Origin of the sequence: Nocardioides jiangxiensis, from assembly GCF_030580915.1 — a bacterium.
GTDB classification, from domain to species: Bacteria; Actinomycetota; Actinomycetes; order Propionibacteriales; family Nocardioidaceae; genus Nocardioides; species Nocardioides jiangxiensis.
The window spans coordinates 1631267-1656847 of sequence record NZ_JAUQTA010000001.1; the positions used below are offsets into that span (position 1 = coordinate 1631267).

26 protein-coding genes are annotated in these 25581 nt (G+C 72.8%); 16 read left to right on the plus strand and 10 right to left on the minus strand.

The window, feature by feature from the left end; all coding sequences use genetic code 11:
* The first annotated feature begins 23 nt into the window (after positions 1-23).
* The 4 genes from Q5722_RS07930 to Q5722_RS07945 all read left to right on the plus strand — a co-directional run bounded on the left by Q5722_RS07930 (position 24) and on the right by Q5722_RS07945 (position 4664).
* Positions 24-1001 (plus strand): iron-containing redox enzyme family protein, encoded by a 978-nt coding sequence (locus Q5722_RS07930; RefSeq protein ID WP_305027670.1) that lies wholly within the window; start codon positions 24-26, stop codon positions 999-1001.
* Complete coding sequence (locus Q5722_RS07935; protein WP_305027671.1) at positions 998-1189, plus strand: CDGSH iron-sulfur domain-containing protein; 192 nt, start codon at positions 998-1000, stop codon at positions 1187-1189. The genes Q5722_RS07930 and Q5722_RS07935 overlap by 4 nt, the downstream gene beginning before the upstream one ends.
* Before the next feature lie 101 nt (positions 1190-1290).
* Positions 1291-4065 (plus strand): DEAD/DEAH box helicase, encoded by a 2775-nt coding sequence (locus Q5722_RS07940; protein ID WP_305027672.1) that lies wholly within the window; start codon positions 1291-1293, stop codon positions 4063-4065.
* On the plus strand, positions 4062-4664 hold the full coding sequence (locus Q5722_RS07945) for a hypothetical protein (protein ID WP_305027673.1): 603 nt from the start codon (positions 4062-4064) through the stop codon (positions 4662-4664). The genes Q5722_RS07940 and Q5722_RS07945 overlap by 4 nt, the downstream gene beginning before the upstream one ends.
* 150 nt (positions 4665-4814) lie before the next feature.
* On the opposite strand, the gene Q5722_RS07950 is transcribed toward Q5722_RS07945, so the two are convergent.
* Both Q5722_RS07950 and Q5722_RS07955 read right to left on the minus strand, forming a co-directional pair.
* Entirely contained in the window at positions 4815-5405 is a 591-nt protein-coding gene (locus Q5722_RS07950; protein ID WP_305027674.1) for a class I SAM-dependent methyltransferase, read from the minus strand.
* Between the two features lie 16 nt (positions 5406-5421).
* Positions 5422-5979, minus strand: a complete 558-nt coding sequence (locus Q5722_RS07955; RefSeq protein ID WP_305027675.1) for a TetR/AcrR family transcriptional regulator — start codon at positions 5977-5979, stop codon at positions 5422-5424.
* Between the two features lie 48 nt (positions 5980-6027).
* Between Q5722_RS07955 and Q5722_RS07960 the strand changes: the two genes are divergently transcribed.
* The 4 genes from Q5722_RS07960 to Q5722_RS07975 are packed head-to-tail and all read left to right on the plus strand — an operon-like array spanning position 6028 to position 11690.
* Complete coding sequence (locus Q5722_RS07960; RefSeq protein WP_305027676.1) at positions 6028-7608, plus strand: carboxyl transferase domain-containing protein; 1581 nt, start codon at positions 6028-6030, stop codon at positions 7606-7608.
* An 11-nt stretch (positions 7609-7619) separates the two neighbouring features.
* The gene (locus Q5722_RS07965) at positions 7620-9539 is read left to right on the plus strand and encodes an ATP-binding protein (RefSeq protein WP_305027677.1); all 1920 of its coding nucleotides are present in this window, start codon (positions 7620-7622) and stop codon (positions 9537-9539) included.
* Positions 9540-9558: 19 nt separating this feature from the next.
* The gene (locus Q5722_RS07970; RefSeq protein ID WP_305027678.1) at positions 9559-10491 is read left to right on the plus strand and encodes a hypothetical protein; all 933 of its coding nucleotides are present in this window, start codon (positions 9559-9561) and stop codon (positions 10489-10491) included.
* A complete protein-coding gene (locus Q5722_RS07975; RefSeq protein WP_305027679.1) occupies positions 10488-11690 on the plus strand; it encodes a hypothetical protein in 1203 nt (400 codons plus the stop codon). Before Q5722_RS07970 ends, Q5722_RS07975 begins: the two co-directional genes overlap by 4 nt.
* 21 nt (positions 11691-11711) lie before the next feature.
* Here the strand turns inward: Q5722_RS07975 and Q5722_RS07980 are convergent, their stop codons facing one another.
* Positions 11712-12398: an EcsC family protein gene (locus Q5722_RS07980; protein ID WP_305027680.1), complete on the minus strand. Its 687-nt coding sequence runs from the start codon at positions 12396-12398 to the stop codon at positions 11712-11714.
* 30 nt (positions 12399-12428) lie between these two features.
* Between Q5722_RS07980 and aat the strand changes: the two genes are divergently transcribed.
* On the plus strand, positions 12429-13142 hold the full coding sequence (gene aat, locus Q5722_RS07985) for a leucyl/phenylalanyl-tRNA--protein transferase (RefSeq protein ID WP_439652485.1): 714 nt from the start codon (positions 12429-12431) through the stop codon (positions 13140-13142).
* Positions 13143-13169: 27 nt separating this feature from the next.
* On the opposite strand, the gene Q5722_RS07990 is transcribed toward aat, so the two are convergent.
* Together Q5722_RS07990 and Q5722_RS07995 are read right to left on the minus strand one after the other, a co-directional pair.
* Positions 13170-13796, minus strand: a complete 627-nt coding sequence (locus Q5722_RS07990) for a hypothetical protein (protein ID WP_305027682.1) — start codon at positions 13794-13796, stop codon at positions 13170-13172.
* Positions 13797-13880: 84 nt separating this feature from the next.
* Positions 13881-14210 (minus strand): rhodanese-like domain-containing protein, encoded by a 330-nt coding sequence (locus tag Q5722_RS07995; protein WP_305027683.1) that lies wholly within the window; start codon positions 14208-14210, stop codon positions 13881-13883.
* 39 nt (positions 14211-14249) lie between these two features.
* Between Q5722_RS07995 and Q5722_RS08000 the strand changes: the two genes are divergently transcribed.
* Together Q5722_RS08000 and Q5722_RS08005 are read left to right on the plus strand one after the other, a co-directional pair.
* Entirely contained in the window at positions 14250-15116 is an 867-nt protein-coding gene (locus Q5722_RS08000; protein ID WP_305027684.1) for an Fpg/Nei family DNA glycosylase, read from the plus strand.
* Between the two features lie 44 nt (positions 15117-15160).
* A complete protein-coding gene (locus Q5722_RS08005) occupies positions 15161-16225 on the plus strand; it encodes a HoxN/HupN/NixA family nickel/cobalt transporter (RefSeq protein WP_305027685.1) in 1065 nt (354 codons plus the stop codon).
* Positions 16226-16299: 74 nt separating this feature from the next.
* Here the strand turns inward: Q5722_RS08005 and Q5722_RS08010 are convergent, their stop codons facing one another.
* The 3 genes from Q5722_RS08010 to Q5722_RS08020 form a co-directional block, all read right to left on the minus strand.
* Complete coding sequence (locus tag Q5722_RS08010; protein WP_305027686.1) at positions 16300-16698, minus strand: cupredoxin domain-containing protein; 399 nt, start codon at positions 16696-16698, stop codon at positions 16300-16302.
* Between the two features lie 20 nt (positions 16699-16718).
* Entirely contained in the window at positions 16719-18155 is a 1437-nt protein-coding gene (locus Q5722_RS08015; RefSeq protein WP_305027687.1) for a PepSY-associated TM helix domain-containing protein, read from the minus strand.
* Between the two features lie 90 nt (positions 18156-18245).
* Positions 18246-18866, minus strand: a complete 621-nt coding sequence (locus tag Q5722_RS08020; RefSeq protein ID WP_305027688.1) for a hypothetical protein — start codon at positions 18864-18866, stop codon at positions 18246-18248.
* A gap of 168 nt (positions 18867-19034) precedes the next feature.
* On the opposite strand from Q5722_RS08020, the gene Q5722_RS08025 reads away from it, so the two are divergent.
* The 3 genes from Q5722_RS08025 to Q5722_RS08035 all read left to right on the plus strand — a co-directional run bounded on the left by Q5722_RS08025 (position 19035) and on the right by Q5722_RS08035 (position 21442).
* Positions 19035-19298, plus strand: a complete 264-nt coding sequence (locus tag Q5722_RS08025; RefSeq protein WP_305027689.1) for a hypothetical protein — start codon at positions 19035-19037, stop codon at positions 19296-19298.
* A gap of 73 nt (positions 19299-19371) precedes the next feature.
* A complete protein-coding gene (locus Q5722_RS08030) occupies positions 19372-20586 on the plus strand; it encodes an ATP-binding protein (RefSeq protein ID WP_305027690.1) in 1215 nt (404 codons plus the stop codon).
* Positions 20587-20665: 79 nt separating this feature from the next.
* Complete coding sequence (locus Q5722_RS08035; RefSeq protein ID WP_305027691.1) at positions 20666-21442, plus strand: glycerophosphodiester phosphodiesterase; 777 nt, start codon at positions 20666-20668, stop codon at positions 21440-21442.
* A 121-nt stretch (positions 21443-21563) separates the two neighbouring features.
* Here Q5722_RS08035 and Q5722_RS08040 read toward each other — a convergent pair whose 3' ends face one another.
* On the minus strand, positions 21564-22172 hold the full coding sequence (locus tag Q5722_RS08040; RefSeq protein WP_305027692.1) for a TMEM165/GDT1 family protein: 609 nt from the start codon (positions 22170-22172) through the stop codon (positions 21564-21566).
* A 71-nt stretch (positions 22173-22243) separates the two neighbouring features.
* Between Q5722_RS08040 and Q5722_RS08045 the strand changes: the two genes are divergently transcribed.
* Complete coding sequence (locus Q5722_RS08045; RefSeq protein ID WP_305027693.1) at positions 22244-22648, plus strand: DUF4446 family protein; 405 nt, start codon at positions 22244-22246, stop codon at positions 22646-22648.
* Between the two features lie 11 nt (positions 22649-22659).
* Here the strand turns inward: Q5722_RS08045 and Q5722_RS08050 are convergent, their stop codons facing one another.
* On the minus strand, positions 22660-24240 hold the full coding sequence (locus Q5722_RS08050) for a bifunctional phosphatase PAP2/diacylglycerol kinase family protein (RefSeq protein ID WP_305027694.1): 1581 nt from the start codon (positions 24238-24240) through the stop codon (positions 22660-22662).
* Between the two features lie 67 nt (positions 24241-24307).
* On the opposite strand from Q5722_RS08050, the gene serS reads away from it, so the two are divergent.
* On the plus strand, positions 24308-25576 hold the full coding sequence (gene serS, locus Q5722_RS08055) for a serine--tRNA ligase (RefSeq protein WP_305027695.1): 1269 nt from the start codon (positions 24308-24310) through the stop codon (positions 25574-25576).
* Positions 25577-25581: the final 5 nt, after the last annotated feature.

Genomic DNA, 25581 nt, shown 5'->3' on the forward strand with positions numbered 1-25581 from the left:
GGCCGCACCGGGTACCGGGGTGCATGGTCCTCTCTGCTTCCTCCGCCCACCGCTCCCCGTCGCTGCCCAAGCCCCGCGGACCCCTGAGCGAGGCGCTCGCGTCCGCCCTCGTGCGCGCCCGGACGGGGTCTGCCTGGCCGGACCAGGGCGGACCGGACGACGCGGCGCTGAGCCTGTGGATCCTGTACGAGCTCTCCTACCGGGGGTACGCCGAGGTCGACGACCGCCTCGAGCTCGACCCGGGCCTCGTGGGCCTGCGCCGTTCGCTCGAGGACGAGCTGGAGCAGCGGCGGCTGCGCGCGCGGTGGCCGGGGCCCCCGGCATACGAGGGCGGGTTTGCGGAGGCGTTCTTCGCCATGGTCGCCGCGGACGACGGCCCGTCGCTGGCCCGGTTCGTGCAGCGCGAGGCCACCGCCGACCAGGTGGTCGAGCTCGTCCAGCACGGGTCCCTCTACCGGCTCAAGGAGGCGGACCCGTTCACGTTCGCGCTCCCGCGGCTGCCGGCACCGGCGCGGGCAGCCCTCGCCGAGCTCCAGTACGACGAGTACGGCGGCGGCCGGCCGGACCGCATGCACGCGCACCTCTATGCCGCCGGGATGGCGGCCCTCGGCCTCGACGCGGGGGAGGGTGGCTACGTGGACGAGGCGCCCCTGGAGGTGCTGGAGCAGAACAACGCGATGAGCCTGTTCGGCCTCACGCGCCGCCTCCGCGGCGCGTGCGTCGGCCACCTGGCGGCGTTCGAGGCGACCAGCTCGCTGCCCTGCCGCCAGATCGCGCAGGGCATGGAGCGCCTCGGGATGCCCGCCGAGATGCGTGCCTACTACGAGGAGCACGTCGAGGCGGACGCGGTGCACGAGCAGCTGGCCGTGCGGATGGTCTGCGAGCCGCTGATCGCCGCGGAGCCGGACACGGAGGACGACGTGTGGTTCGGCGCGTGGACCTGCCTGGACCTGGAGGCCCGGCTGGCCCGGCGCCTGCTGGCGACGTGGGATGCGGCATGAGCGCGGACGTCGTCCTGTGCCCGGGCGGACCGATGCTCCTGCGGGGCACGCACGTGGTCGCGGACGAGGACGGGGTCGAGCACACCACCTCTCGCCCCGTCTCCGCGGTCTGCCGGTGCGGCAGGTCGGCGGCGCGGCCGTGGTGCGACGGCACGCACAAGGTGCTTCCCGAGGAGCTGCGGCCCTAGGGCGGTCCACGGGGAGCCGGGAACCGGCTGTCGGCGCCGCGCGTTAGCCTCGCGTCGGGTCGCGACACACGCGACGGGTGCGTACGACGAGGGGTGGATGCGTGGGGTTCGTCCCGGTCACCGGCCCGGCGTCGTTCCGGCTCGGGGAGCCGCCGCGCGAGAGCGTCATCGCGTTCACGGACGCGGCCTCACCCCGCACCGTCGAGCTGCCGATCCGCGCCGCGCTGCCGGTGCTCACGCGCGCGCGGGTCGACGACAGTGCGCACGGGTCGGTGGGGCTGATCGGCGGCGCCGTCGTGCTGGGCATGCGGCTGGTCGCCGACGGTCGTTTCGAGCCGTCTCCGGACGGACCGTGGTGGCAGCCGGCCGAGCTGGCTGCGGACGAGGAGGACCGCTTGGCCCGCCTCGCGGAGTCGCGCGCCCACGAGGGGATGGACGCCGCTGCCGCCGAGGGGCTGGCCCGGCGGGTGATCGCGGCGGTCGTCGATGCCATGCCGCGCTCGGCTCCGTCCGGGTCCGCTGCCTCGCTCGTGGCGGGCCCGGACGCGGGCGGCTCGACCGGTCCCGGCCTGCGTCCGGGAGGTGCACGGCGTTCCACGCGCCGGGGAGACCCGGAGGCGTTCCAGGCGCGGCTCGCGGAGCGCCTCGCGAGGATCCGTGCCGACGGGGGCCCCGTGCCCGACGAGCGCCCCAACCTGGTCTCGCTGTCGCTGCGCGTCGAGGCTGCGGAGGAGGAGCTCGTCTGCGGTGCGGTGCGCCTGGTGCTCCAGGTCCACGACGAGCGCAACCCCCTTCACCTCTGCGACGCGTCACTGCTCTGGACCGACCGGCTCGCGAGCGGCTTCGGTCCGCGGGCGGTCGCTCACACAGGGGTCGCGCTGCGGGCAGCGGCTGAGGCGTGGCCGGTGCTGCACCGGCTCCAGGAGCTGCGGGTTCCCGACGAGATCACGCTCGACACCGACGAGCTGGTCTCCCTGCTGACCGACGGCGTCGGAGCCCTGCGCGAGATCGGTGTCGACGTGCTCTGGCCGCGCGTCCTGGGCCGCGACCTGGTCGCTTCGACGGTGCTCGAGCCGGCACAGCGGGTGCGCCGTTCGGGCGAGGGTGGCGACGGGAGCCAGCGCGAGGAGGCGCTGCAGGACAGCCCCTTCGGCACCGAGAAGCTCTTCGCGTTCAACTGGCGGATCTCGTTGGCGGGCGAGCCGCTGACCGACGACGAGATGGACCAGCTGGCGAGCGCCGCGGCCCCGGTGATCAAGCTGCGTGACCAGTGGATCGTGGTGGATCCCGAGATCGCACGGAAGGCGAGGAAGCGGCTGGTCCGCACCGTGCCGGCTCCCGTCGCCGTCGCCGCGGCCCTGTCGGGTGTCGTGCAGGTCGACGAGCGCCCGGTCGGCGTCGCGATCGGGGCGACCCTGGAGAAGGTGCGGGCGCAGCTTGTCGGCGCCGCCACCCGCCCCCCGGTCGAGGCGCCCGCCGGGCTCGACGCCGCGCTGCGCGACTACCAGCGCCACGGCCTGACCTGGCTCGCCGAGCTGACCTCCCTCGGGCTGGGTGCCTGCCTCGCCGATGACATGGGTCTCGGCAAGACCCTCCAGGTGATCGCGCTACACCTGCACCGTGCCGCGGCAGCGCCCACGCTCGTGGTCTGCCCGACGTCGCTGCTGGCCAACTGGGAGGCCGAGATCCGGCGCTTCGCCCCCGGGGTCGCCGTACGCCGCTTCCACGGCGGGGCCCGCGACCTCGCCGGCGCCCACGGCTTCGTGCTCACGACGTACGGGACGATGCGCAACGCGGCAGCGGACCTCGCGCAGGTCGACTGGGACCTGGTCGTGGCCGACGAGGCGCAGCACATCAAGAACCCCGCCACCACGACCGCGCGGGCGCTGCGCACGATCCCGTCGGCCGCCCGGGTCGCGCTGACCGGCACGCCGATCGAGAACGAGCTGACCGAGCTGTGGGCGATCCTCGACTGGGCGACGCCCGGCCTGCTCGGGTCGCGCAACGCCTTCCGCAAGGCGTGGGCGCAGCCGATCGAGTCGGGTGTCGACCCCGGGGTGACGGCGCGGTTCGCCGACCTGGTCGGTCCGTTCGTGCTGCGGCGCCGCAAGTCCGATCCCGGCGTCGCCCCCGAGCTGCCGCCCAAGACCGAGACCGACCACCTGGTCGGCCTGACCCGTGAGCAGACGGTGCTCTACGAGGCGCTCGTCCGCGACTCGATGGAGCGCATCGAACGGGCCGACCCGGACACACGTCGCGGGCTCGTGCTCGCGATGCTCACGGGCCTCAAGCAGATCTGCAACCACCCTGCGCACTACCTGCGGCAGGCCAACCCGCGGTTGACCGGCCGGTCGGAGAAGTTCGACCTGCTCGACGAGCTGCTCGGCACGATCCTCGCCGAGGACGGCGCCGTCCTGCTCTTCACGCAGTACGTCGCCATGGGCCGGCTGCTCGAGGCGCACCTGACGAAGGCCGGGGTGCCGCACCAGTTCCTCCACGGGTCGACCTCGGTGGCCGAGCGGGCGGCGATGGTCGCGCGCTTCCAGGACGGCGAGGTGCCGGTCTTCGTCCTCTCGCTCAAGGCGGGCGGCACCGGCCTCAACCTGACCCGCGCCGACCACGTCGTCCACGTCGACCGCTGGTGGAACCCCGCCGTGGAGGAGCAGGCCACCGACCGCGCCTACCGGATCGGCCAGACGAAGCCCGTGCAGGTGCACCGGATCGTCGCCGAGGGCACGATCGAGGAGCGGATCGCCGCCCTGCTGGCGGCGAAGCGGTCGCTGGCCGAGTCGGTGCTCAGCGGCGGAGAGAGCGCCCTGACGGAGCTGTCCGACGCAGAGCTGCGCGACCTCGTCGAGTTGAGGCCCCGTCCATGAGGCACCCCGCGTTCCCGGCGCGGCGCGGAGGCGTGCGCGCGGCCACCTGGTGGGGCCGGGTCTGGCTCCGGACGGTCGAGGACACGGCGTACGACGACGCGGACGTGGCCGCCGGCTGGCGTCTCGCGCGCTCCGGTGCCGTGGGTGCGATCGACGTCGACGGGGGGCGGGTGCTGGCAGCCGTGCGCACCGGTGCCTCGGGGCGCGCGCGGTCGGTCGGCGCGCCGGTCGTCGACGTGGACGAGCTGGTCGCGTGCTCGGTGATCGTCCCCGTCCTCGACGCCGCGGACCGGACCGCGCTGGTGGAGGTCGTGGCCGCCTCCTCCGGACGGCTGGCCGCGCTGCTCGCCGGCGACCTGCCGGCAGACCTCGCCGAGCACGCGGAGGAGGCGGGGGTCGCCCTCCTTCCCGAGGAGGTCGACTGCTCCTGCACCTGCGGCGCGTGGGTGCAGCCCTGCCCCCCACGCCCTGGCCGTCCTGGCCCAGCTGGCCTGGCTCTTCGACGCCGACCCCTTCGTCCTGCTGGCGCTGCGCGGCCTGCCGCGCGACCACCTGCTGGCCGAGGTGGCCGCTGTCGCGGGGGCCGGCTTCGGTGGTGAGCCGGTCAGCGACGAGGAGGTCGATCTCGACGTCGCGGGCGAGGCGGCGGAGCGCGCCGCGCGGCTGCTCGAGGAGCTCGGCTGACGCCTGCGCTCGACGGGACGCTGGACGGGTGGGGACGCGCGTCGCTGCTGGCCTCCCGGCCTGGCTCACCCCCGGTAGAGGCTGACCGCCCAGGTCGCGTCGGTGCTGAACGGGTCGAGCTCCCAGGTCGCCCACCGGGCTTCCCTGGTCCAGCCGACGCTCGCCGCGTCGAGGTCGAGCTGGTCGTGGGTGTAGGCGCGGTCGGTCGCGAACCCGAAGACCGCACGCCCGCCGGGCCGCAGCACCGAGGCCAGTGCCTCCAGGACGGATCGCTCCGAGCCCGGCTCGAGGTAGACCATGACGTTGCCGGCGCTCGCCACGATGTCGAAGGAGCCCAGCGCCGGCGAGACATCGCGCAGGTCCAGCTCCTGCAGCGGGAGCCCGGGATAGAGCTCGCGGCCCGCCGCGACCAGGAGCGGGTCGATGTCGACACCGAGCACCTCGTGCCCGTGCGCCGCCAGGTACGCCGAGAGCCGCCCGGCGCCGCACCCGGCGTCGAGGATCCGCGACCCGCGCCCGGCGATCGCGTCGACCATCCGGGCCTCGCCGTCGATGTCGGTGCCGCTCGCCGCGAGCTTGCGGAAGCGGTCGGCGTACTCGGTCCGCTGTGCCTCGGTCCACTCGTCGAACCAGCGCGCGGAAGGGGTCTCGCTCATGCCGCGATCCTCGCAGTCAGCCCACGACGCCGAGCGCGCGCAACGCCATCTCGCGCAGGGTCGACCGCATCGCGTCGTCGGGGAGCAGGGCACTGTGCGGGGTGGAGTTCAGCAGCCCGAACGCCGCGTGGACCCGTGCGCGTGCCTCGACCGGCTTGAGAGTCGGCTGCGTGCCCCGGAGCTGCCTCGCCCAGAGCTCGACGTACTTCCGCTGGACGGAACGGACCTGCTCGCGTGCGTCGTCGGGCAGCGAGGACCAGTCGCGGTCCTGGACCACGATGAGTGCGCGGTGCCGCAGCGCGAAGTCGATGTGCCAGTCGACGAGGCGGCTGATCGCCTCGTGCGGGGTCGCGGCGTCGCGGGAGCGCGAGCGGCCCACGCGCAGCAACTCGTCGCTGGTGCCGACGAGCATCTCGGCGAGCATCGCCTCCTTGGAGGCGAAGTGCTTGTAGAGGGCGGGCCCGCTGGTGCCGCAGGCCTTGCCGAGCTCGGCGACCGAGACGCCGTGGTAGCCGCGGCGCGCGAAGAGGGTCGCCGCGATCTGCAGGATCTCGTCGCGTCGGGTGCCGGCCATGGCGACAGGGTAGTGGTCGAGAAGGTTAATGATCGCTAACCTGACGGAGTGACGACCTCTCCCACCCTCCGTGAGCTGACGGCTGAGCTGCGCGAGCGCCTGGCCGCCGTCCGCGCCGGCGGTGCCGGTGGCTCCGCGTCCGCGCGGGCCAGGCACACCGAGCGCGGCAAGCTGCTGGTCCGTGAGCGCGTCGAGCGGCTGCTCGACCCCGGCAGCCCGTTCCTCGAGCTCAGCCCGCTGGCCGCCGACGGCGTCTACGACTTCGAGGCGGGCAGCGCCGGCATCGTCACCGGCATCGGACGCGTCTCCGGCCGGCTGTGCGTGGTCATCGCCAACGACGCCACGGTCAAGGGCGGCACCTACTACCCGATGACGGTGAAGAAGCACCTGCGCGCGCAGGCCGTCTCCGCGCAGAACCACCTGCCGGCGATCGCCCTGGTCGACTCGGGTGGCGGCTTCCTCCCGATGCAGGACGAGATCTTCCCGGACCGTGAGCACTTCGGCCGGATCTTCTTCAACCAGGCCAACGCGAGCGCGCGTGGCATCCCGCAGATCGCTGCGGTCATGGGTTCCTGCACCGCGGGTGGCGCCTACATCCCGGCGATGTCCGACGAGACCGTCATCGTCCGCAACCAGGGCACGATCTTCCTCGGTGGCCCGCCGCTGGTGAAGGCCGCGACCGGCGAGGTGGTGACCGCGGAGGAGCTCGGTGGCGGTGACGTCCACGCCCGCACCTCGGGTGTCGCAGACCACCTGGCCGAGGACGACGAGCACGCACTCGACATCCTGCGCGAGATCGTCGCGACCTTCCCCCAGCGCGCCGGCGGCGTGCCGACGCCGTGGGACGTCGAACCCGTCGAGGAACCTCTCCTCGACCCCGAGACCCTCTACGACGTCGTGCCGACCGACACCCGCCAGCCGTACGACGTGCGCGAGGTGATCCGGCGGATCGTCGACGGCAGCCGCTTCCAGGAGTTCAAGAAGCTCTACGGCGAGACGCTCGTCTGCGGCTTCGCCCACATCCACGGCCACCCGGTCGGCATCGTCGCCAACAACGGCATCCTCTTCTCCGAGTCGAGCCTCAAGGGGGCGCACTTCATCGAGCTCTGCAACCAGCGCCGGATCCCGCTGCTCTTCCTCCAGAACATCACCGGCTTCATGGTGGGCAAGGAGTACGAGAACCGTGGCATCGCGCGGGACGGCGCGAAGCTGGTCACGGCCGTCGCCTGCTCGACGGTGCCGAAGTTCACCGTCGTCATCGGCGGCTCCTTCGGCGCGGGCAACTACGGCATGTGTGGGCGCGCCTACGACCCGCGCTTCCTGTGGATGTGGCCGAACGCGCGCATCTCCGTGATGGGTGGGGAGCAGGCCGCATCGGTCCTCGCCACCGTGAAGCGCGACGGCATCGAGGCCGCCGGCAACGCCTGGAGCAGTGAGGACGAGGAGGCCTTCAAGGCCCCCATCCGCGCGATGTACGACGAGCAGGGCTCGGCGTACTACTCGACCGCACGCCTGTGGGACGACGGCGTCATCGACCCGGCCGACACGCGCCGCGTGCTCGGCATCGCGCTGGAGGCGGCCTCGCACGCCCCGGTCGAGGCACCCTCCTACGGCGTCTTCCGAATGTGAGCCCGAACCCCATGCACTCTCTCCTCATCGCCAACCGCGGCGAGATCGCCCGCCGCGTGATCCGCACCGCTCGCGCCCAGGGCATCCGGACGATCGCGGTCTTCACCGAGGCGGACCGCGACGCCCTGCACGTGCACGAGGCGGACCTCGCCGTGCAGGTGCCGGGCTACCTCGACATCGCGTCGATCGTCGCCGCGGCCACCGACAACGCGGACCCGTCCTCCACAGGCGTCCACCCGGGGTACGGCTTCCTCTCCGAGAACGCCGCGTTCGCCCGCGCCGTCGAGGAGGCCGGCCTCGTCTGGGTCGGCCCCCAGCCGCAGGTCATCGACGCGATGGGCCGCAAGGACCGTGCCCGCGCGATCGCCGAGGCTGCCGGCGTACCGGTGGTGCCGCGGGGCGAGGACGCAGCCACGGCGGAGCCCGACCAGGAGTGGGGCCCGGTCCTGGTGAAGGCGGCCGCGGGTGGCGGCGGCAAGGGCATGCGGGTCGTGCGCCGTGCGGACGAGCTCCCGGCGGCGATGGAGGCCGCGGCTCGGGAGGCCGCCAAGGCGTTCGGCGACGACACCCTCCTCATCGAGAAGTACGTCGAGCGCGGCCGCCACATCGAGGTCCAGGTCTTCGGTGACACCCGCGGCAACGTCGTCCACCTCTTCGAGCGCGACTGCTCTCCGCAGCGCCGGCACCAGAAGGTCCTCGAGGAGGCACCCGCGCCGACGCTCACCGAGGCCCAGCGGACCCTCGTCACGACCAGCGCCGTCGCCCTCGCGCGGCAGGTGGGCTACCAGGGGGCCGGCACGGTCGAGTTCCTGCTCGACGCGGCCAGCGGAGCGGCGTACTTCCTGGAGATGAACACGCGCCTCCAGGTCGAGCACCCGGTGACCGAGGAGGTGGTCCGGGTCCGCGGTGAGCGCCTCGACCTGGTCGCCCTGCAGCTCCGGATCGCCGACGGCGAGCCGCTCGGGTTCACGCAGGACGACGTGACCGTCGAGGGCCACGCCATCGAGGCCCGGGTGTACGCCGAGGACGCCTGGGGCGGCTTCCTCCCGCAGGCCGGCACCGCGACTTACGTCAGCTGGCCCGGCACGAGGCCCGTCTCGGCACGAGGCTCGTCTCGGCGCGGCACGAGCCCCGTCTCGGCGCGGCACGAGCCCCGTCTCGGCGCCTCGGGCGAGGGGGCACGGGTGCGTGTCGACCACGCCCTCGCGTCGGGGCAGGTCGTCGGCACGGGCTTCGACCCGATGCTCGGCAAGGTCATCGCCGTGGGCACGGACCGCGAGGAGGCCCGCCGGACCCTCGTGGCGGCCCTCGACGACACGGTGGTCCTCGGGCTGACCACCAACACCGGCTTCCTGCGGCACCTCGCCGCGTCCGACGCCTTCCGCGACGCCGAGGTCGACACGGCCTGGCTCGACCGCACCGAGCTCGCGCGGCCCGATGACACCCGCGCCCGCCTCGCCGCGGGATGGGCCGCCCAGCGCGCCGAGGCCGAGCGCTACCCGAGCGCGCTGCGCCCCGACGGGTGGCGCGACGGCGGTCCCGCGGCTCCCGTCGTCCGGCACGGGGTCGAGGTGCCCTCCCGTGACCCGCACCTGCCGGCGTGCGTCCGGCTGGGGCGCGACCGTGACGAGGTCGTGCTGGAGGGCGAGCGGTTCGTCCTCGAGCACCCTGGTGCCGACCGTGACCACGCGGTCGCGGCTGGCGGTGACGTGCTCGCGCCGATGCCCGGCACCGTGCTCGCCGTCCGGGTGGAGGTGGGCCAGCAGGTGGCGAGGGGCGACGTCCTGGGCGTGCTCGAGGCGATGAAGATGGAGCTCAGCCTGACCGCGCCGTTCGACGGGACCGTGACGGAGGTCGCGGCGACACCCGGCGCGCAGGTCGCCCTCGGGGCCCGGCTCTTCGAGGTGGTTGGGGCAGAATCCACGGCATGACACCGCGGGGACCACGGCGATGAGCGAGACCCCTCAGGCGTACGTCGCCCGGCTCGCCGCCGAGGCCGGCCACGGCGACCCGTCGACCGTCGACCGCCTCGTCACCCGGGTCGTGGCGGCGTCGGTGCCGGGCCGCGGCACCGAGTACAGCGCCCCGCTGCGGCTGGCGTCCGGGCTGCTCGCCGACCTGCTGCTCGAGCGCGATCCCGGCCCTGTCGAGCCCGCTGCCGCACCGTGGCCGCGCTTCCGCAGGAAGGGTGTGCTGGTCCTCGGCCCCCACGGTGCGGTCCGGGCGACCAGGCGCGCCAACGGCCTCGGGGCTGCGCCGCCGCGCCCCGATCGGGTCGTGGTGCTCGGCCTGCCCCTCGACGAGGCGCTCGCCGATGTCTGGTCGGGCCACGTCTGGCAGGGCGAGAACCGCACCTGGGGCGGCATGACGTCCAGCCTGGCTGCCCGTGACCGGATCCCGCCCCGGGCCGACGCCACGGCGATCGCGCGCCGCTGGTCGCGGGTCGTCGGCCGGGACCGCGTCCACCTCGTGACGCGCCCCGGCACCCTCGAGGGCATCACGCGCACGCCGTTCCGGGTCGTGCACCCCCCGGTCACCGCGGCCGCGACCGAGCTGGTCCGGGCGACCAGCTCGACCCTCGGGATCCTGACCGACGCCTCCACGCACGCCCGGGTCCTGGACCGTGTGCTCCGGCCGATGCTCGAGGGTGACGCAGGGCCGCGTCCGCGGGTCCAGCCGACCCTCCTGCCGTGGCTCGACCGGCGTGCTCAGGCGATGGCGCGCCGTGCCCTCGCGGGTGGCTACGCTCTCCACGGCGATGCCGCCGACCTCGCCCCGCGCAGGACCGGCAGCGTCACCTGGCCCGGCTCCGCCGACGCCCAGGCGGCGACCCTCGCTGTCGCCGTCCGCACCCTGCTTGCCATCTGTGAGGAGACACCGTGACCAAGGGGCCGATCTACCTCCACGTCGGTACGCCGAAGACCGGCACGTCGTACCTCCAGGACGTGCTCTTCGGCAACCGTGACCGGCTCGCCTCGCAGGGCCTGCTCTACCCCGCCGAGCGCTTCGACGGCCAGTTCCTCGCCGCCCTCGACCTGATGCGCCTGCCCTGGGGCGGCATCGAGAAGGAGGCCGTCGGCGCCTGGGACGCGCTGGCGCGGCGGGTCCGGGAGTGGGACGGCCCGGTCATCATCAGCCACGAGATCCTGGCCACCGCCAAGCCGGCCGACGTGTCCCGCGCCCTCGCCTCGCTCGGCCACCCCGAGCGGGAGGTCCGGGTCCTCGTCTCCGCGCGCGACCTGGCCCGTCAGATCCCCGCGGAGTGGCAGGAGAACATCAAGCACCGCCGGGGCATCCGCTACGGCCGGTTCCTCGAGCAGATCCAGGACCCCGAGCGCCCCGGCCGGATCGCGCCGTGGTTCTGGGACGCCCAGGACCTGCCGGCGATCCTCGGACGCTGGGCGGCCGACCTGCCGCCCGAGCAGGTCACGCTGATCACCGTGCCCGGACCGGGGGCGCCCCGCGACCTGCTCTGGCAGCGGTTCGTCGAGGCCTTCGGGCTCGCCGACTACAAGTTCGAGCTCTTCACCGAGCGCGCGAACCCGTCGATGGGCGTCCCCGAGACGGCCCTCCTGCGCCGCCTCAACAGGGCGGCCACCAAGGTGGTCCCGCCGTCGCACTACCGGGTCCTGGTCCGGGAGCTGCTGGCGCACCGCACCCTCGCCCTGCGCACCGAGTCGCCCCGGCTCGGCGTTCCCCCCGAGGTCTGGGCCTGGGCGGACGCGCTGGCCCGCGACTGGGTCGCGACCCTGCAGGAGCGGGGCTACCGCGTGGTCGGCGACCTCGCCGACCTGACCCCGGCCCCCGCGAAGACGGAGTACGCCGACCCGGACCGCCCGCGGGAGCGCCAGGTCGCCAACGCCGCGGTGGAGGCGCTGACCGCCGTGCTGGTCGAGGCGTCCCGGCTCCGCGAGGTCGAGGCCGAGCTGCGCGCGGAGCTCGCCGAGGCGCGCGCGGCGCTGCACAAGGCCGAGCTGCCGTTCAAGGAGCGCACCAAGGTGCGGGCCTACACCTTCGCCAGCAAGCGGGCCTGGGGCCGCCGCGCGATCGAGCGCTACAAGCGGAGCCAGGGCTCCGCCTGACCCTCGACCCGGCCGCGGTCGTCAGGGGGCCAGCGTCGCGCCGCGCGCGAACTCCCGTGCGGCGTAGCGGCCCAGCTGCCACGTGGCGAAGCCGTCTGCGGTCAGTCCGACGACGCCGCCGAGCACGGGGACACGCTTGCCGACCGTCGTCGCGAGACGGCGGCCGGCCACGCGCGTGATCAGCTCGGTGGCGATCTCGAGGCTGAGCGCCGCCTCCAGCTCGGGCTTGAAGCTCGGCCCCGTCGCCAGCTCGTACGGCGTGCCGGGCAGCTGCTTCTTCTTCACGGCCTTCCTGATCGCGTCCTCGCCCAGGAGCGCGGTGACGACGGCGCGGCGTACCTTGACGTCGTTGAGGTCGTGGCCGTGCACGTGCGCGATCTCGGCGATCATCCGCACCTGGATCAGGGTGAGCCCGGTGATGTTGGCGGGAACCGCCGCGATCGCCGTCATCAGCCCGCCGATGTTGGTGACGAAGCCCTGCGCACTCGCATAGGCGACGTGCACCCGGACGATGTCCTTCGCGGCGGCGACGGCGTCACCCTGCTCGTCGGCCAGCTGCTTCTCGGCCGCGCGCACAGCCGGGCGCAGCGGTCCCACTCCGGTGATCGCCTTGTCCATCGCCTCGCGGACGAAGTTGTGCGTCACGTTCGGCACGAGCTTCTGCACGCGCGGGGCGAGCCGGCGGCCGACGATGCTTCCGAGTCCCATGGCGGGGATGGTACGTGGCCCGCCCTAAGGATGCGGGAGCATCTACGTGTGACGAGTCCGGTCGAGCCTCCGCGGTCCCCGTGGCACTTCCCCGACCCAGCGCGCGAGCCCGACTGGGCCGACGACGACCTGGTGGCGATCGGCGCCGACCTCGCGCCCGGCACCCTGCTCGCGGCGTACCGCTCGGGGCTCTTCCCGATGCCGCTGGACGAGGACGACCCGATGGGCTGGTTCTCGCCGCAGCAGCGTGGCGTGCTGCCCCTCGACGGCCTGCGGGTGACGTCGTCGCTGCGGAAGTCCTGCCGGCACTTCGAGATCCGGGTGGACACGGCGTTCGAGGAGGTCATGCGGGCGTGCGGTGACCCGGACCGGGAGGGCTTCTGGATCACCGACGAGTTCATCGCGGCGTACACCGCGCTGCACGAGCTCGGCTGGGCGCACTCGGTGGAGGCATGGCGCGACGGCGAGCTCGCCGGCGGGCTCTACGGCGTGGCGATCGGGGGGCTCTTCGCCGGGGAGTCGATGTTCCACAGACAGCGCGACGCCTCCAAGGTGGCGCTGGTCGGCCTCGTGGACCTGCTCACCGCCGCCGGCGCCGATCCGTACGCCGACCAGCGGCTGCTCGACGTGCAGTGGCGCACCGACCACCTCGCGACGCTCGGTGTCGTCGAGGTCCCGCGGGCGACGTACCTCCGGCGCCTGCGGCAGGCCCTGAAACTGCCGCTGCCGGCCGCCCTCGGGTGAGGACGACCGGCAGCGGGGTGGCTCTGGTCAGCCGCGGAAGACCTTCGGGCCGAAGCGCAGGTCGTAGCTGAGGCCGGCGGTCTGGGCGTCGTCGATGTAGGAGAGCTCGGAGCCGTTCGGAGCCTCCGTCGTGCCCTCGACGGTCTGGCCCCACATGTAGCCCTGGCCGGCCTGGATCCAGCGGGGACGCGAGAGGCAGCCGCGGGGGATCTTCACGTCGATGATGTTGCGCGAGTACGACACCGTCGTGCTGATGCCACCACACTTCACCATGTCGCCGTTCGGGCGGATCATGAAGGCGTCGCTGCCCATCTCGGGGTCGTGGAAGACGATGACGTGGCGGGTCAGCTTCTCGTTGGTCCGCACGGTCGCGAAGAGCGCGCCGCCCTCCGGGAGGCCGCTCAGCTCGCGGTAGGAGGTGCGCAGCTCGACGTTGTGCGCGTGGTGCTGCACGGTCGAGCGGATGGCGTCACCCTCCTTGATGGAGGAGTCGACGGCGTCGGTGCACTCGTAGGTGGTGGCGTCGCAGGTCTCGACGGTGACGTCGCCGGCCTTGTCGTAGTAGGTGTAGCCGCCGGCGTGGGCCGGTGCCGCGAGGCCGAGGGCGAGGACCGGCGTGCCGGCGAGGGCGCCGAGGCGCGCGAGGATCTTCATGGTGCTCCTGTCCGAGGGAAGTCGGCTCATCCTCGCGGCCCGAGGCCCGTCCTGTCCGGCCTTTGGCTCAATTGGTTGGTTGCTTCACGCAACAAAGGGCGAGTTGCCGGTCTCGCTCACCATCGGCCGCCCGGCAGCCTCCCAGTCGAGCATGCCGCCGTCGAGGTTGACCACGTCGAGTCCCTGGCGCTGCAGCCACATGACCGCCTGTGCCGAGCGGCCACCGACCTTGCACACCACGAGGGTCTGGCCGTCCGGCAGCTCGCCGAACCGGACCGGCAGCGTGCCGAGGGGCACGTGCAGGGCGCCCTCGATGTGGCCGTGGGCCCACTCCTCCGGCTCGCGTACGTCGAGGACGTGCAGGCCCTCGGGGAGCGGGTGGGGGACCTGGTCGATGGAGACGGTGGGGATCATGCGACCCATCCTGCCCGGTACCGCTCCTATGCTCGACCCATGCCCGAGCTGCCCGAAGTCGAAGCCCTCGCCCAGGACCTCGGTGCGCGACTGGCCGGCCGCGCGATCGTGCGCGTCGACCTGGCGGCGTTCAGCGCGCTGAAGACCTTCGACCCGCCGCTCGCTGCGCTGTCGGGGGCGTTCGTCGACGGGGTGGGGAGGCACGGCAAGTTCCTCGACATCGAGGCCGGCGGGCTGCACCTGTGCCTCCACCTCGCGCGTGCCGGCTGGGTCCGCTGGAAGGACTCCGTCCCCGCGGTCCCCGCGCGTCCGAGCAGCAAGAGCCCGCTGGCGGCGCGGATCGTGCTCGACGACGGGTCGGGGCTCGACGTCACCGAGGCCGGCACGAAGAAGAGCCTGGCCCTCTACGTCGTGCGCGACCCGCTCGACGTGCCCGGCATCGCCTCGCTGGGCCCCGACCCGCTCGCCGACGACTTCACCGTCGACGTGCTCGGCGAGATCCTCCAGCGCGAGGGCCGCAAGCAGATCAAGGGCGTGCTGCGCCACCAGGGCACCATCGCGGGCATCGGCAACGCCTACTCCGACGAGATCCTGCACGCGGCCCGGATGTCGCCGTACAAGCCGGCCTCCTCGATCGAGGGCGACGACCTCGTGACGCTGTTCGAGGCGATCCGCGGGACCGTCGGTGATGCGGTCGAGCGGTCGCGGGGCCTCGCCGCCTCCGAGCTCAAGGGTGAGAAGAAGAGCAACATGGCCGTCCACGGACGCGCGGGCCAGGCCTGCCCCGTGTGCGGCGACACCGTGCGCGAGGTGAGCTTCGCCGACTCCTCGCTGCAGTACTGCCCCACCTGCCAGACCGGCGGCAAGCCGCTCGCCGACCGGCGGATGTCCAAGCTGCTGAAGTAGCCCGGACCGCCTTGTTGCAAGTCGTTGGCAATAAGATGGCCGGTATGCACGAGCACCAGCGACCCCGCGCGGCCCACACGCGCCGCCAGGTCGTGGGCATGCTGATCGTCATCGCCGCCCTCAACCTGGTCGGCTGGGGCACCCTCCTGCTGGTCGTCGTGCCGCACGACTACCGCATCGGCGACGCCGGCATCTTCGGCGTCGGCGTCGGGCTGACGGCGTTCCTGCTCGGGGCGCGGCACGCCTTCGACGCCGACCACATCGCGATCATCGACAACGCGACGCGGAAGCTGGTCGGCGAGGGCAAGGCCGCCCGCACGACCGGCCTCTGGTTCGCCCTCGGCCACTCCAGCGTCGTGTTCGGCCTGGCGGCCGTGATCGCCCTGGGCGTCACGGCCATCGCCGGCCCGGTCCAGGACGCCGACTCCTCGCTGCAGCACGTCCTCGGGGTGATCGGTTCCTCGGCCGCCGGCCTCTTCCTCGTCGTCGTCGGGCTCATGAACCTCAGCGCGCTGGGCGGCATCATCCACGCCCGGCGCCACCTCAAGGCAGGCACCTTCGACGAGCACAGGCTCGAGCACCACCTGCACAACCGCGGCTTCCTCGCGCGCATCTTCGGCCGCGTCACGCGACGCATCGACAAGCCCTGGCACCTCTACCCGGCCGGGCTCCTCATGGGCCTCGGCTTCGACACCGCGACCCAGATCGCGCTGCTCGTGCTGGCCGGGGGCACCGCGGCGTACGCCCTGCCCTGGTACGCCGTCATGGTGCTGCCCGTCCTCTTCACCGCGGGCATGGTGCTGGGCGACAGCATCGACGGTGTGGTCATGTCGCGGGCCTACGAGTGGTCCTCGCTCGACCCCGCGCGCCGGATCGTCTACAACATGGTCGTCACGACGCTCTCCGTCCTGATCGCGCTGACGATCGGCACGGTGCTGCTGCTCCAGCTGGTCGCCGACGAGCTGAGCCCGGCCTGGCTGACCTGGGTGGAGAAGGTCAACCTCGACTACGTCGGCTTCGCGATCGTCGCCGTCTTCGTCGCCGTGTGGGCGACCGGCGTCACCGTCGTCGGTGCTGCGCGCTCGCGCCGCGCCACCGCCGACGCCTGACCTCCCCACGTACGACGAAGGGCCGCCACCCGGCTGGGTGACGGCCCTTCGCTTTCACGACGGGGGCAGTGCGCTCACTCCGCGTCGAGGTTGGCGACGAGGGTGCCGGTCTCCTCGAGCTCCGCCTCGACACGGCCCGGGCGGGGGATGGTGATCGTGGTCGAGTGCGTGCCCGGGGTGTAGTTCAGCGCCTGCGCCGGCGTGGTGTGGATGTGCAGCTCGCCGGACGCGTCGGAGGTGACCCGCAGCTCGATCGGCTTCCCGACCGGCACCTTGATCGTGGCGCCGTTGGGCGTCACCTTCCCGTCCTTGACGGTGATGTCGATGACCTTGGCGGGAGCGGCCGTCTCCGACGTCGAGCCGGACGACGACATGGTCGGTGCCTGCGTCGGGTCGGCGGTAGTGCCTTCGCTCGCGCAGGCGGCGAGGGTGAGGCTGCCGGTGACGGCGAGGGCGGTGAGGGCGATGCGCATGGTGTTCCTTTCGAGGGGTTTCAGGCGACGTTGAAGAAGTTCTTCAGCGGGGTGACCCGGCGGAGCACCAGCTGGTCGAGCGCGAAGACCGCGACCAGTGAAGCACCGAAAACCGGGAGGACAAGGGCGAGGCCGGCGAGGCCGGCGACGGCGAACGGTCCGGTCCGCACGTCCAGGCGACCACGCGGCGCGCCCAGGGAGGAGCCGCGGGGCCGTCGGCGCCACCACATGAGCGGGCCGGCGAGGCACAGGAAGATCACCGCCAGGCAGAACGCCGCGCTGACGGCGAGGTTCAGCGAGCCGAACCGGCGGCCCTCGTGCAGGGCGATGCCCTGGTCGACGACCTTCGCGAGGGCGGAGTAGTCGCCGTAGCCGTACTGCGCCACGGGCTGCCCGGTGAACTGGTCGACGTGCACCGTCGCCTCCCTGCTCGGTGCGTGGAAGGCGTAGCCCATCACCGAGTAGACGCCCGTCGCGTCAGCCGGGAGGACCACGGTCATAGGGTGGGAGAGGCCGCGGCGTTCGGCTGCTCCGATGGCGTAGTCGACGCCGACCGGTGACGCGCCCTCCTGCTCCGGCGCGGAGGACGGCACGGGGCTCCTCCCCGATCCCCACGGCACGTTGTGGCTGTGCGGTACCGAGGCGTCGAGCGTCGGCGCGGAGGACTGGGCGCCGGGGTCGGCCGACCACATGCTCGTGCCCTGGCTGCTGGCGAGGGTCTGCACCTTCGCACCCCACCAGACCGTCCACGGGAGGCCGGAGACGACGAGCCCGAGCAGGCCGATCCCGACCGCCAAGCCGACCGTGGCGTGCCGGTGACGGAGGGCGGCGCCCCGTGCCTTCGCGAGCCTCCGCCGCGCCCGCGCGGTCCGTCCGCGCCAGTGGAGGTAGTAGCCGGTGAGGGCCATGACGATGGACCAGCAGGCGCCGAGCTCGAGGACATAGCGCCCGGGGGTCCCCAGCATCATGTCCTTGTGGGTGTTCTTCGCCCACCCGGACAGGGTGTGGTCCGGGTCCAGCGCCCCCAGGACCCGCCCGGAGTACGGGTCGACGTAGACCTCGCGGATCGTGGCGTCCTCGGCCTCCCGGGATCCGGGCGTCGCGGTGGACACGGTGAAGTCGGTCGACCGGTCGGGTGCCGACGGCTCGACGACGGAGGCGATCCGGCCGTCGGGGTAGGCCTTCCGGACGGCAGCGGCCTGGTCGTCGTACGACAGGCGGCTGGCGCCGGCGGGGACGTCGACCTTCAGGAGGTCGCCGTGGAGGACCGGCTCGACCTGGAACCGGAGCAGGTAGATCAGGCCGGTGCCCGCGAGCACCAGCAGGACAGGGATGACCAGGAAGCTGGCGTAGAAGTGCCAGCGCCAGAAGGCACGGAAGAGGCCGCCGCTGGGCTTCGCCTTCCGCCGGGTCGGGGTGGGGTCGTCGACCGGGTCGACGACGCGGGTGTCGGACATGACTCTCCTCGGAGCACGTGGGGACGCCGGAGGGCAGCCGCAAGGGCCGCTGGCCGGCGGTGTGGGTGACGTGTGCCCGGACCGCGGGGGTCAGCAGGCGGGGAGGAGGCGCGGCGGTCCGCGGCGTACGACGGAGGCGCCGGTGAGCAGGCGCGACTGGAGGGGTGCCGGGGCCTGGCTGGACGCGGCGACGTGGGTGACCGGACGGCGGAGCGCGACCACCGGGACGAGGCGGAGGACGAGTGCGACGAGGTCCGTGGCGCGGCGCGCGAGGTCGATGACCGTCCACAGCGCGCGCTCGGCCCGACCCAGGAGGATGCCGGTGAGCACCGCGGCCGCCACGTGGGCGAGCATCATCGGGCCGTCGGCGACGAGGTCCTCGCGGAGGTGGTGCACGGCGTCGGTCAGCGCGCCGGCGACCGAGGTGGCCCGGAGTCCGCCCTCGTCGCCATGACCGGCGAGCGCGGTCATGGCGAAGTGGATCGTGGTCTGGCCGCCGACGAGCAGCAGGGCGAGCCGGGTCCGGGAGGCCTGCTGGTCGAGCGCCAGCGCGGCGCCGAGGCCGGTCAGCGCGACCATCGCGACGAGCGTCCAGGCCGCCGGCAGGAGACCGCCGGCGAGGACGTGCGCCGCGGTGGCCAGCAGCAGCGACAGCGCAGCGACCACGGTGGCGCGGATCGCCACGAGGTCGGCCGTCGCTCGCCTGTGCATGGTCGGCATGATCCCCGAGACCTGGGGGTCGGCTCCACTCCGGGCGGTTCGACCGGCGCGTCATCCGGCGCTTTGCCCGCATGGTCGGGTTGGTCCTCGCCGGTGCCGCGCGGAGGCCGACCGCGCCGACCCGGTGACAGGTCACCGGTGCAGGCGCATGATGGACGGGTGCCTCCGGTCACGCCGCTCCCGCTGACGGGCGAGATCTACCTCGACGCCCGGTCGCCCGCACGCGCCCTCCGCGTGACGTGGCACCACGAGGCCGGGCTGGTGGTGCTGTCGCTCTGGCGCGACACGACGTGCGCCGGCACGTTCCGCCTGGCGATCGAGGACGTGCCGGATCTCATCGACGTGCTCCGCGCCGGCCTCGACGCCTCGTACTCGGCAGCGCTGGACCAGCGGCGGGCGGCCCGCCTCTCCGACGCGGGCTGACCCGGTCGGGTCGTCGATGCGACACGCTAGGTCAATCTAGGGGGCGCGTTAGAGACGCCGATACCGTCACATCGTGGACCCGATCAGGAACCCCTACGCCCCCGGCGCCGGCCAGCGCCCGCCCGAGCTCGCCGGCCGTGACGAGCAGCTCGCGGCGTTCGACGTCGTGCTGGAGCGCATCTCCCGCGGTCGCCCGGAGCGCTCGATGGTCCTCACCGGCCTGCGTGGCGTCGGCAAGACGGTGCTGCTCAACGCGCTGCGCTCGGCCGCCGTGCGCAAGCGGTGGGGCACCGGCAAGCTCGAGGCCCGTCCCGACCAGGGCCTGCGGCGTCCGCTGAGCTCGGCCATGCACCAGGCGATCCGCGAGCTCGGCCACTCCGACGAGGAGTCCGTGCACCACGTCCTCGGTGTCCTGCGCGCGTTCGCGCAGCGCGACGCGGGCCCGAAGGCGACGCTGAAGGAGATGTGGAACCCCGGCATCGACGTGCCGGCCCGCAAGGGTCGCGCCGACTCGGGCGACATCGAGATCGACCTCGTCGAGCTCTTCACCGACGTCGGCGGCCTCGCCGCCGACGTCGGCAAGGGCATCGCGATCTTCATCGACGAGATGCAGGACCTCGGTCCCGACGACATCTCCGCGCTGTGCGCCGCGTGCCACGAGATCAGCCAGTCCGGCCTTCCGATCATCGTCGTCGGCGCCGGTCTCCCGCATCTCCCCGCGGTGCTGAGCGCGAGCAAGTCCTACTCGGAGCGGCTCTTCCGGTACCAGCGGATCGACCGGCTCTCCCGCGAGGCCGCGGACGCCGCCCTGAGCCGTCCGGCCGACGACGAGGACGCCGCGTTCACCGACGACGCTCTGGCTGCGATGTACGCCGCGACCGGTGGCTATCCCTACTTCATCCAGGCCTACGGCAAGGAGGTCTGGGACCTCGCGCCGCAGTCGCCGATCACCGAGGACGACGTGAAGGTCGCGGCGCCGGCCGCCGAGGCCGAGCTCGCCGTCGGCTTCTTCGGCTCGCGCTACGAGCGCGCGACACCGGGGGAGCGGGAGTACCTCCGGGCGATGGCCGACGTCGCCGTCGAGATGGCCGCCACCGGTCAGGGCCGCATCGACGACATCGGGTCGGTCGCCACCGCCGACGTCGCCATCCAGCTGGGCAAGAAGCCGCAGTCCCTCTCGCCGGCCCGCGACGCGCTGCTGAAGAAGGGCCTGATCTACTCCGCCGAGCGCGGGCTGATCGCGTTCACGGTCCCGCACTTCGGCAGGTACCTGATCGAGCTGGACTGACCCGGTCGGAGGACGGCGACCGGCGCGCCGTCGCCGCAAAACCGGGCGCACCGGGCGCGTCCCGGTGCAAGATCTGGCCATGGAGGTCGTGGCCCATCGCGGTGCGAGCGCGGAGATCGCGGAACACACACTCGGCGCGTACATCGAGGCGCTGGAGGTGGGTGCCGACGCGCTCGAGTGCGACGTCCGGCTCAGCGCGGACGGCCACCTGGTCTGCGTGCACGACCGCAACCTCCGTCGTACGGCGGGGGACAAGGGCGTCGTGTCGCGGATGGAGCTCAGCGAGCTGTCCGAGCTCGACTTCGCGAGCTGGAAGCGGCCGTGGTCGGACCTCGACGACGAGGCCCCCGACCTCGACCCGGCACTCGGCGGCGTCCTGACGCTGCGCACGTTGCTGGCCACCGTCGCCGACTACGGCCGACCCGTCGAGCTGGCGATCGAGACCAAGCACCCGACCCGCTACGGCGGGCTCGTGGAGAAGCGGCTCGTCGAGACGCTCCGCGAGTTCGGCTGGGCGGGGAAGCAGTCCCCGGTCCGGGTGATGAGCTTCTCGCACACGGCGCTGCTCCGGGCGCACCGCATGGCGCCGGACCTGCGCCTGGTCCAGCTGGTCGAGAAGGCCCACCACTGGCCGGTGCTGCGGCCCGTGGTCCCGAAGGACTGGATCGTCGGGCCGGGCATCAAGCAGCTCAAGCTGCACCCCGGTCTCGGCGAGCACCTGGTCAAGGAGGGACGGCGCATGCACGTGTGGACGGTGAACACCGAGGCGAACCTCAGGATCTGTCAGGACCTGGGCGTTGAAGCGGTCATCTCGGACAAGCCGGACCTCATGTTGCGACTTCTCGGCAGGAAATGACAACGGTTGTTGCGGTCTGGACCGCCCACCGCCTATCTTTCTCTTGCCCGGTCGTTGTTGTATCCCCCGTCGACAACGACCGGGCTTTTTCATGCCCTGACGCGGGGCGCGTGCCGAGGGGTCAGACCAGCTCGTAGAGGGTGACCGCGGCGAGCAGCAGGCAGATCCCGGCGCCGACGTAGTGCAGCGTGCCGAGGGAGATCCGGGCGAGCAGCCAGCGACCGACGAGCACGGCCAGCCCGGCGACGCCGACCAGTGCCGCGGTCGCCCCGCTGAAGACCGAGAACGGCGCGTCGTACCGGGCCGCGAGGGAGAGCACCAGCAGCTGGGAGAGGTCGCCCCACTCGGCGGTGAAGAGGACCAGGAAGCAGGTCACGACGGTGGCCCACGCGCCGCGTCGGCCACCGGCGGCGTCGGCCTTGGCGGCGTACTCGGCCTCGGTGCCGGGCTCGTCGGCATCCGCGGTGCGCGCCTCGCGCAGGAGCAGGACCGCACCGGTCAGGAAGAGCGCCGCCGTGCCGCCCTTGACGAGCTGATCGGGCAGGAACGCGACGGCCTTGCCGAGACCCACGGCGATGGCCATGTGCACCGTGAACGCGGCGCTCACGCCGATCCAGACCAGCAGGGGCCGGAACCGCGTGCTCAGCACCAGGGTGGCCAGCATCGTCTTGTCGGGGAGCTCGACCAGGAAGACCGTGCCGAACGTCAGGGCGATGACTGCGAGATCCATGGTGGAGCCAAGTGTAGGGAGCGCGGCCGACTTCCGCGGACTCGCGGGGCCACGCCGTTAGGCTGCCGCCCGTGAACGTCGTCGCGATCCTCGCCCTGCTCGTCGCCGTCGCCGCACTCGTGGTGGCGCTCCTCGCCCTCCTCCGGGGCGACCGGTCGCAGACCCCCGTCGGCACGCCGCACAACCCGCTGCCCGAGGACGTCCAGGGCCTCCGCCAGGAGGTCGCGGCGCTGCGGGCCGAGGGCGGCTTCGCGCTGAAGCACCTCGCGGTGGTGCGCTACGACGCGTTCGGCGACATGGGCGGCCACCTGTCGTGGTCACTCGCACTGGCCGATGACGACGGCAACGGCGTGGTCGTCACCTCGATCCACGGCCGCAGCGAGGCCCGCACCTACGCCAAGTCGGTCGCCGGGTGGACGTGCGACCAGCCGCTCTCGCCCGAGGAGGACGAGGCGCTGGCGGCAGCCCGCGGCTGAGCCCGGCCCGGTCAGCGCGGGACGCGCACGAGCAGGCGCCCGTGCACCGTCTCGCAGACCAGCTCCTTGCCGGAGCTGATGATGTCGCCGTCGATCTGGCGGGGGACGTCGGTGGCCGAGCGCACCACGACGCGCGTGCCGGTGAAGCGGGTCAGTGAGGCGTCGCTGCGCTTCTGCTTGGTCAGCACCTTGAACGCCAGGGGCAGCCAGCTGAGGAACTTCTTCGGGTAGAGCAGCACCACGTCGAGCTGACCGTCGTCGATGGCGGCGTTGGGGATCAGTGGCATGCCGCCCTGGAGGTAGCCGACGTTGCCGATGACGACCGTGCGGGCGCGGTGGGTGGTGAACTCCCCGCCGTCCACGGAGATCTCCAGCTTCATCGCCGGGAACATCAGGGCCTTGAGGGCCGAGAGCACGTAGGCGATCCAGCCGACCTTCTTCTTGATGTCCTCGTTGACGCCCTCCATGATCGCGGCGTCGAAGCCCATCCCGGCCATGACGAGGAACGACGTGTCCTCCACCCCGTCGCCGGAGAGCGCGACCATGTCGATCGCCTTGTCCTGGCCGTTGAGCGCGACGTCGATCGCGGAGCGGAAGTAGAGCGGCAGCGACAGGTTGCGGCCCAGCAGGTTGCCGGTGCCGGCAGGGACGATGCCGACCGGGATGCCGGTGCCGGCGAGCTCGGCGCAGACCTCGCGGACCGTGCCGTCGCCGCCGCAGACGAGCACCAGGTCGGCACCCGCGATCGAGGCGTCGTGCGCCTGGCCGGTGCCGGAGTCCTCGACCGTCGTGTGGTGCCAGACCGGCTCGCTCCAGCCCGACTCCGCGGCCATCTGGGAGACGACCGCCTTGAAGGTCTCCAGCGACTCGACCTTGATCGGGTTGAGCACCACGTGGAGGTCACGCTTGCCCGACGGGGTCGTGGCCAGCAGCGGCTCCAGGTGGCGTGCGTGGCCGCGCGGCAGGGGCGAGTAGAAGGCGAGGACCAGGAGCACCCAGGCACCACCGAGGGCTGCGCCACCGAGGACGTCGGTGAGGAAGTGCCGGCCGAGCAGGATCCGGTCGGCTCCGATGGCCACCACGGAGAGCAGCAGGGCGCCGTACATGACCCGGCGGACCGGCGCCTTGCGCACCAGCATCGAGACCAGCACGGCGATCGAGCCGGCGATCGACGTCGCCCAGGCGGCGTGGCCCGAGGGGTAGGAGCCGTTGTGGATGATGTGGTCCACGACCTGCCACTCGGGACGGTCGCGGTCGAAGAGGGCCTTGAGCAGGTGGACCGAGACGATCGTCAGCCAGGTGACGAGGGCGAAGTAGACGCCCGCGCGCGGGTGGCCCTTCCAGCCGAGCAGGAGGGCTCCGCCGAGGGCGGTGATGTTCGCCGCGATCGTGCCGGTGACCAGCTCGGCCCAGTGCAGTCCGGTGATGACGTGGGCGTGGTGTGCGACCAGGCCTGCGATCGGGTCGCTGACGGTGGTGTCGGCGTCGAGCAGCGCCTGCCAGCCTGCGCTCACGGCGACGCCGAGGAGGAGGAAGGTGCCGGCGAGGACGGCAGCCCAGGTCAGGAGCCAGCGGGCGGAGCGATCGGTCACGGCGCTCAGTATGCAGGCGTGCAGCCCGCGGGGGCGCGATGTGTGAGGCGGCCGATAGCCTGTGCGCATGATCGACCCGCGCATCCTCCGCGACGAGCCCGACCGTGTCCGCGCCTCGCAGGCCAAGCGCGGGCTGCCCGACGACGTCGTCGACGCGGCGCTGGTGGCCGACACGCGTCGCCGTGCGGCGATCGCGGCGTTCGAGGAGAAGCGTGCCGAGCAGAAGCGCGTCGGCGGCCTGATCCCCCGCGCGTCGGCCGAGGAGAAGCCCGCACTGCTCGCCCAGACCAAGGAGCTGGCCGCGCAGGTCAAGGCCGCCGAGGAGGCCAACCGCGAGGCCGAGGAGGCCTGGGAGCGCGCGCTCAAGGCGATCCCCAACATCTGCGACGACGCCACCCCCGCCGGTGGCGAGGACGACTCCGTCGTCATCGAGTACGTCGGCACCCCGCGCGACTTCGCCGCGGAGGGCTTCGAGCCCCGTGACCACGTCGAGCTCGGCAGGCTGCTCGGCGCGATCGACCTCGACCGCGGTGCGAAGGTCTCCGGCAGCCGTTTCTACTTCCTCACCGGCGTCGGTGCGCAGCTCGAGTTCGCGCTGATCAACATGGCGCTCGACCAGGCCCGGGCGGCCGGCTTCACGCAGGTGGTCGCGCCGGCGCTGGTCCGCCCCGAGGCGATGGCCGGCACCGGCTTCCTCGACCAGGTCGACGACGGCGTCTACAAGGTCGACGACCTCTACCTGGTCGGCACGTCCGAGGTGCCGATGGCGGCGTACCACTCCGACGAGATCCTCGACCCGGCCACGCTGCCGCTGCGCTACGCGGCGTTCTCGTCGTGCTTCCGCAAGGAGGCCGGCTCGGCGGGCAAGGACACCAAGGGCATCATCCGGGTGCACCAGTTCGAGAAGGTCGAGATGTTCGTCTACACCTCCGTCGAGGAGGCGCCGGCCGAGCACGCCCGCCTGCTCGAGTGGGAGAAGGCGTTCCTCGACAAGCTCGAGCTGGCCTACCAGGTCGTCGACATCGCCGCCGGCGACCTGGGCCCGTCCGCGGTCCGCAAGTTCGACTGCGAGGCGTGGATCCCGACGCAGGGCAAGTACCGCGAGCTCACCTCCACCTCCAACTGCACCGAGTTCCAGAGCCGGCGCCTCAACATCCGCGAGCGTGGCGAGCGCGGCACGCGCCCGGTGGCGACCCTCAACGGCACGCTGACCGCGGTCACGCGCGCCATCGTCGCGGTGCTCGAGACCCACCAGCAGGCCGACGGCTCGGTGAAGGTGCCGGCGGCGCTCCAGCCGTACATGGGCGGCCTCGAGGTGCTCACGCCGATCGGCTGAAAGCC

Excerpts from the sequence above, each read along its gene's own strand:
- Q5722_RS07930 (WP_305027670.1), top strand. The coding sequence starts at position 24 with ATGGTCCTCTCTGCTTCCTCCGCCCACCGCTCCCCGTCGCTGCCCAAG.
- Q5722_RS07935 (WP_305027671.1), top strand. The coding sequence starts at position 998 with ATGAGCGCGGACGTCGTCCTGTGCCCGGGCGGACCGATGCTCCTGCGG.
- Q5722_RS07945 (WP_305027673.1), top strand. The coding sequence starts at position 4,062 with ATGAGGCACCCCGCGTTCCCGGCGCGGCGCGGAGGCGTGCGCGCGGCC.
- Q5722_RS07950 (WP_305027674.1), bottom strand. The coding sequence starts at position 5,405 with ATGAGCGAGACCCCTTCCGCGCGCTGGTTCGACGAGTGGACCGAGGCA.
- Q5722_RS07955 (WP_305027675.1), bottom strand. The coding sequence starts at position 5,979 with ATGGCCGGCACCCGACGCGACGAGATCCTGCAGATCGCGGCGACCCTC.
- Q5722_RS07965 (WP_305027677.1), top strand. The coding sequence starts at position 7,620 with ATGCACTCTCTCCTCATCGCCAACCGCGGCGAGATCGCCCGCCGCGTG.
- Q5722_RS07970 (WP_305027678.1), top strand. The coding sequence starts at position 9,559 with ATGAGCGAGACCCCTCAGGCGTACGTCGCCCGGCTCGCCGCCGAGGCC.
- Q5722_RS07980 (WP_305027680.1), bottom strand. The coding sequence starts at position 12,398 with ATGGGACTCGGAAGCATCGTCGGCCGCCGGCTCGCCCCGCGCGTGCAG.
- aat (WP_439652485.1), top strand. The coding sequence starts at position 12,429 with ATGCGGGAGCATCTACGTGTGACGAGTCCGGTCGAGCCTCCGCGGTCC.
- Q5722_RS07990 (WP_305027682.1), bottom strand. The coding sequence starts at position 13,796 with ATGAAGATCCTCGCGCGCCTCGGCGCCCTCGCCGGCACGCCGGTCCTC.
- Q5722_RS07995 (WP_305027683.1), bottom strand. The coding sequence starts at position 14,210 with ATGATCCCCACCGTCTCCATCGACCAGGTCCCCCACCCGCTCCCCGAG.
- Q5722_RS08000 (WP_305027684.1), top strand. The coding sequence starts at position 14,250 with ATGCCCGAGCTGCCCGAAGTCGAAGCCCTCGCCCAGGACCTCGGTGCG.
- Q5722_RS08005 (WP_305027685.1), top strand. The coding sequence starts at position 15,161 with ATGCACGAGCACCAGCGACCCCGCGCGGCCCACACGCGCCGCCAGGTC.
- Q5722_RS08010 (WP_305027686.1), bottom strand. The coding sequence starts at position 16,698 with ATGCGCATCGCCCTCACCGCCCTCGCCGTCACCGGCAGCCTCACCCTC.
- Q5722_RS08015 (WP_305027687.1), bottom strand. The coding sequence starts at position 18,155 with ATGTCCGACACCCGCGTCGTCGACCCGGTCGACGACCCCACCCCGACC.
- Q5722_RS08020 (WP_305027688.1), bottom strand. The coding sequence starts at position 18,866 with ATGCACAGGCGAGCGACGGCCGACCTCGTGGCGATCCGCGCCACCGTG.
- Q5722_RS08035 (WP_305027691.1), top strand. The coding sequence starts at position 20,666 with ATGGAGGTCGTGGCCCATCGCGGTGCGAGCGCGGAGATCGCGGAACAC.
- Q5722_RS08040 (WP_305027692.1), bottom strand. The coding sequence starts at position 22,172 with ATGGATCTCGCAGTCATCGCCCTGACGTTCGGCACGGTCTTCCTGGTC.
- serS (WP_305027695.1), top strand. The coding sequence starts at position 24,308 with ATGATCGACCCGCGCATCCTCCGCGACGAGCCCGACCGTGTCCGCGCC.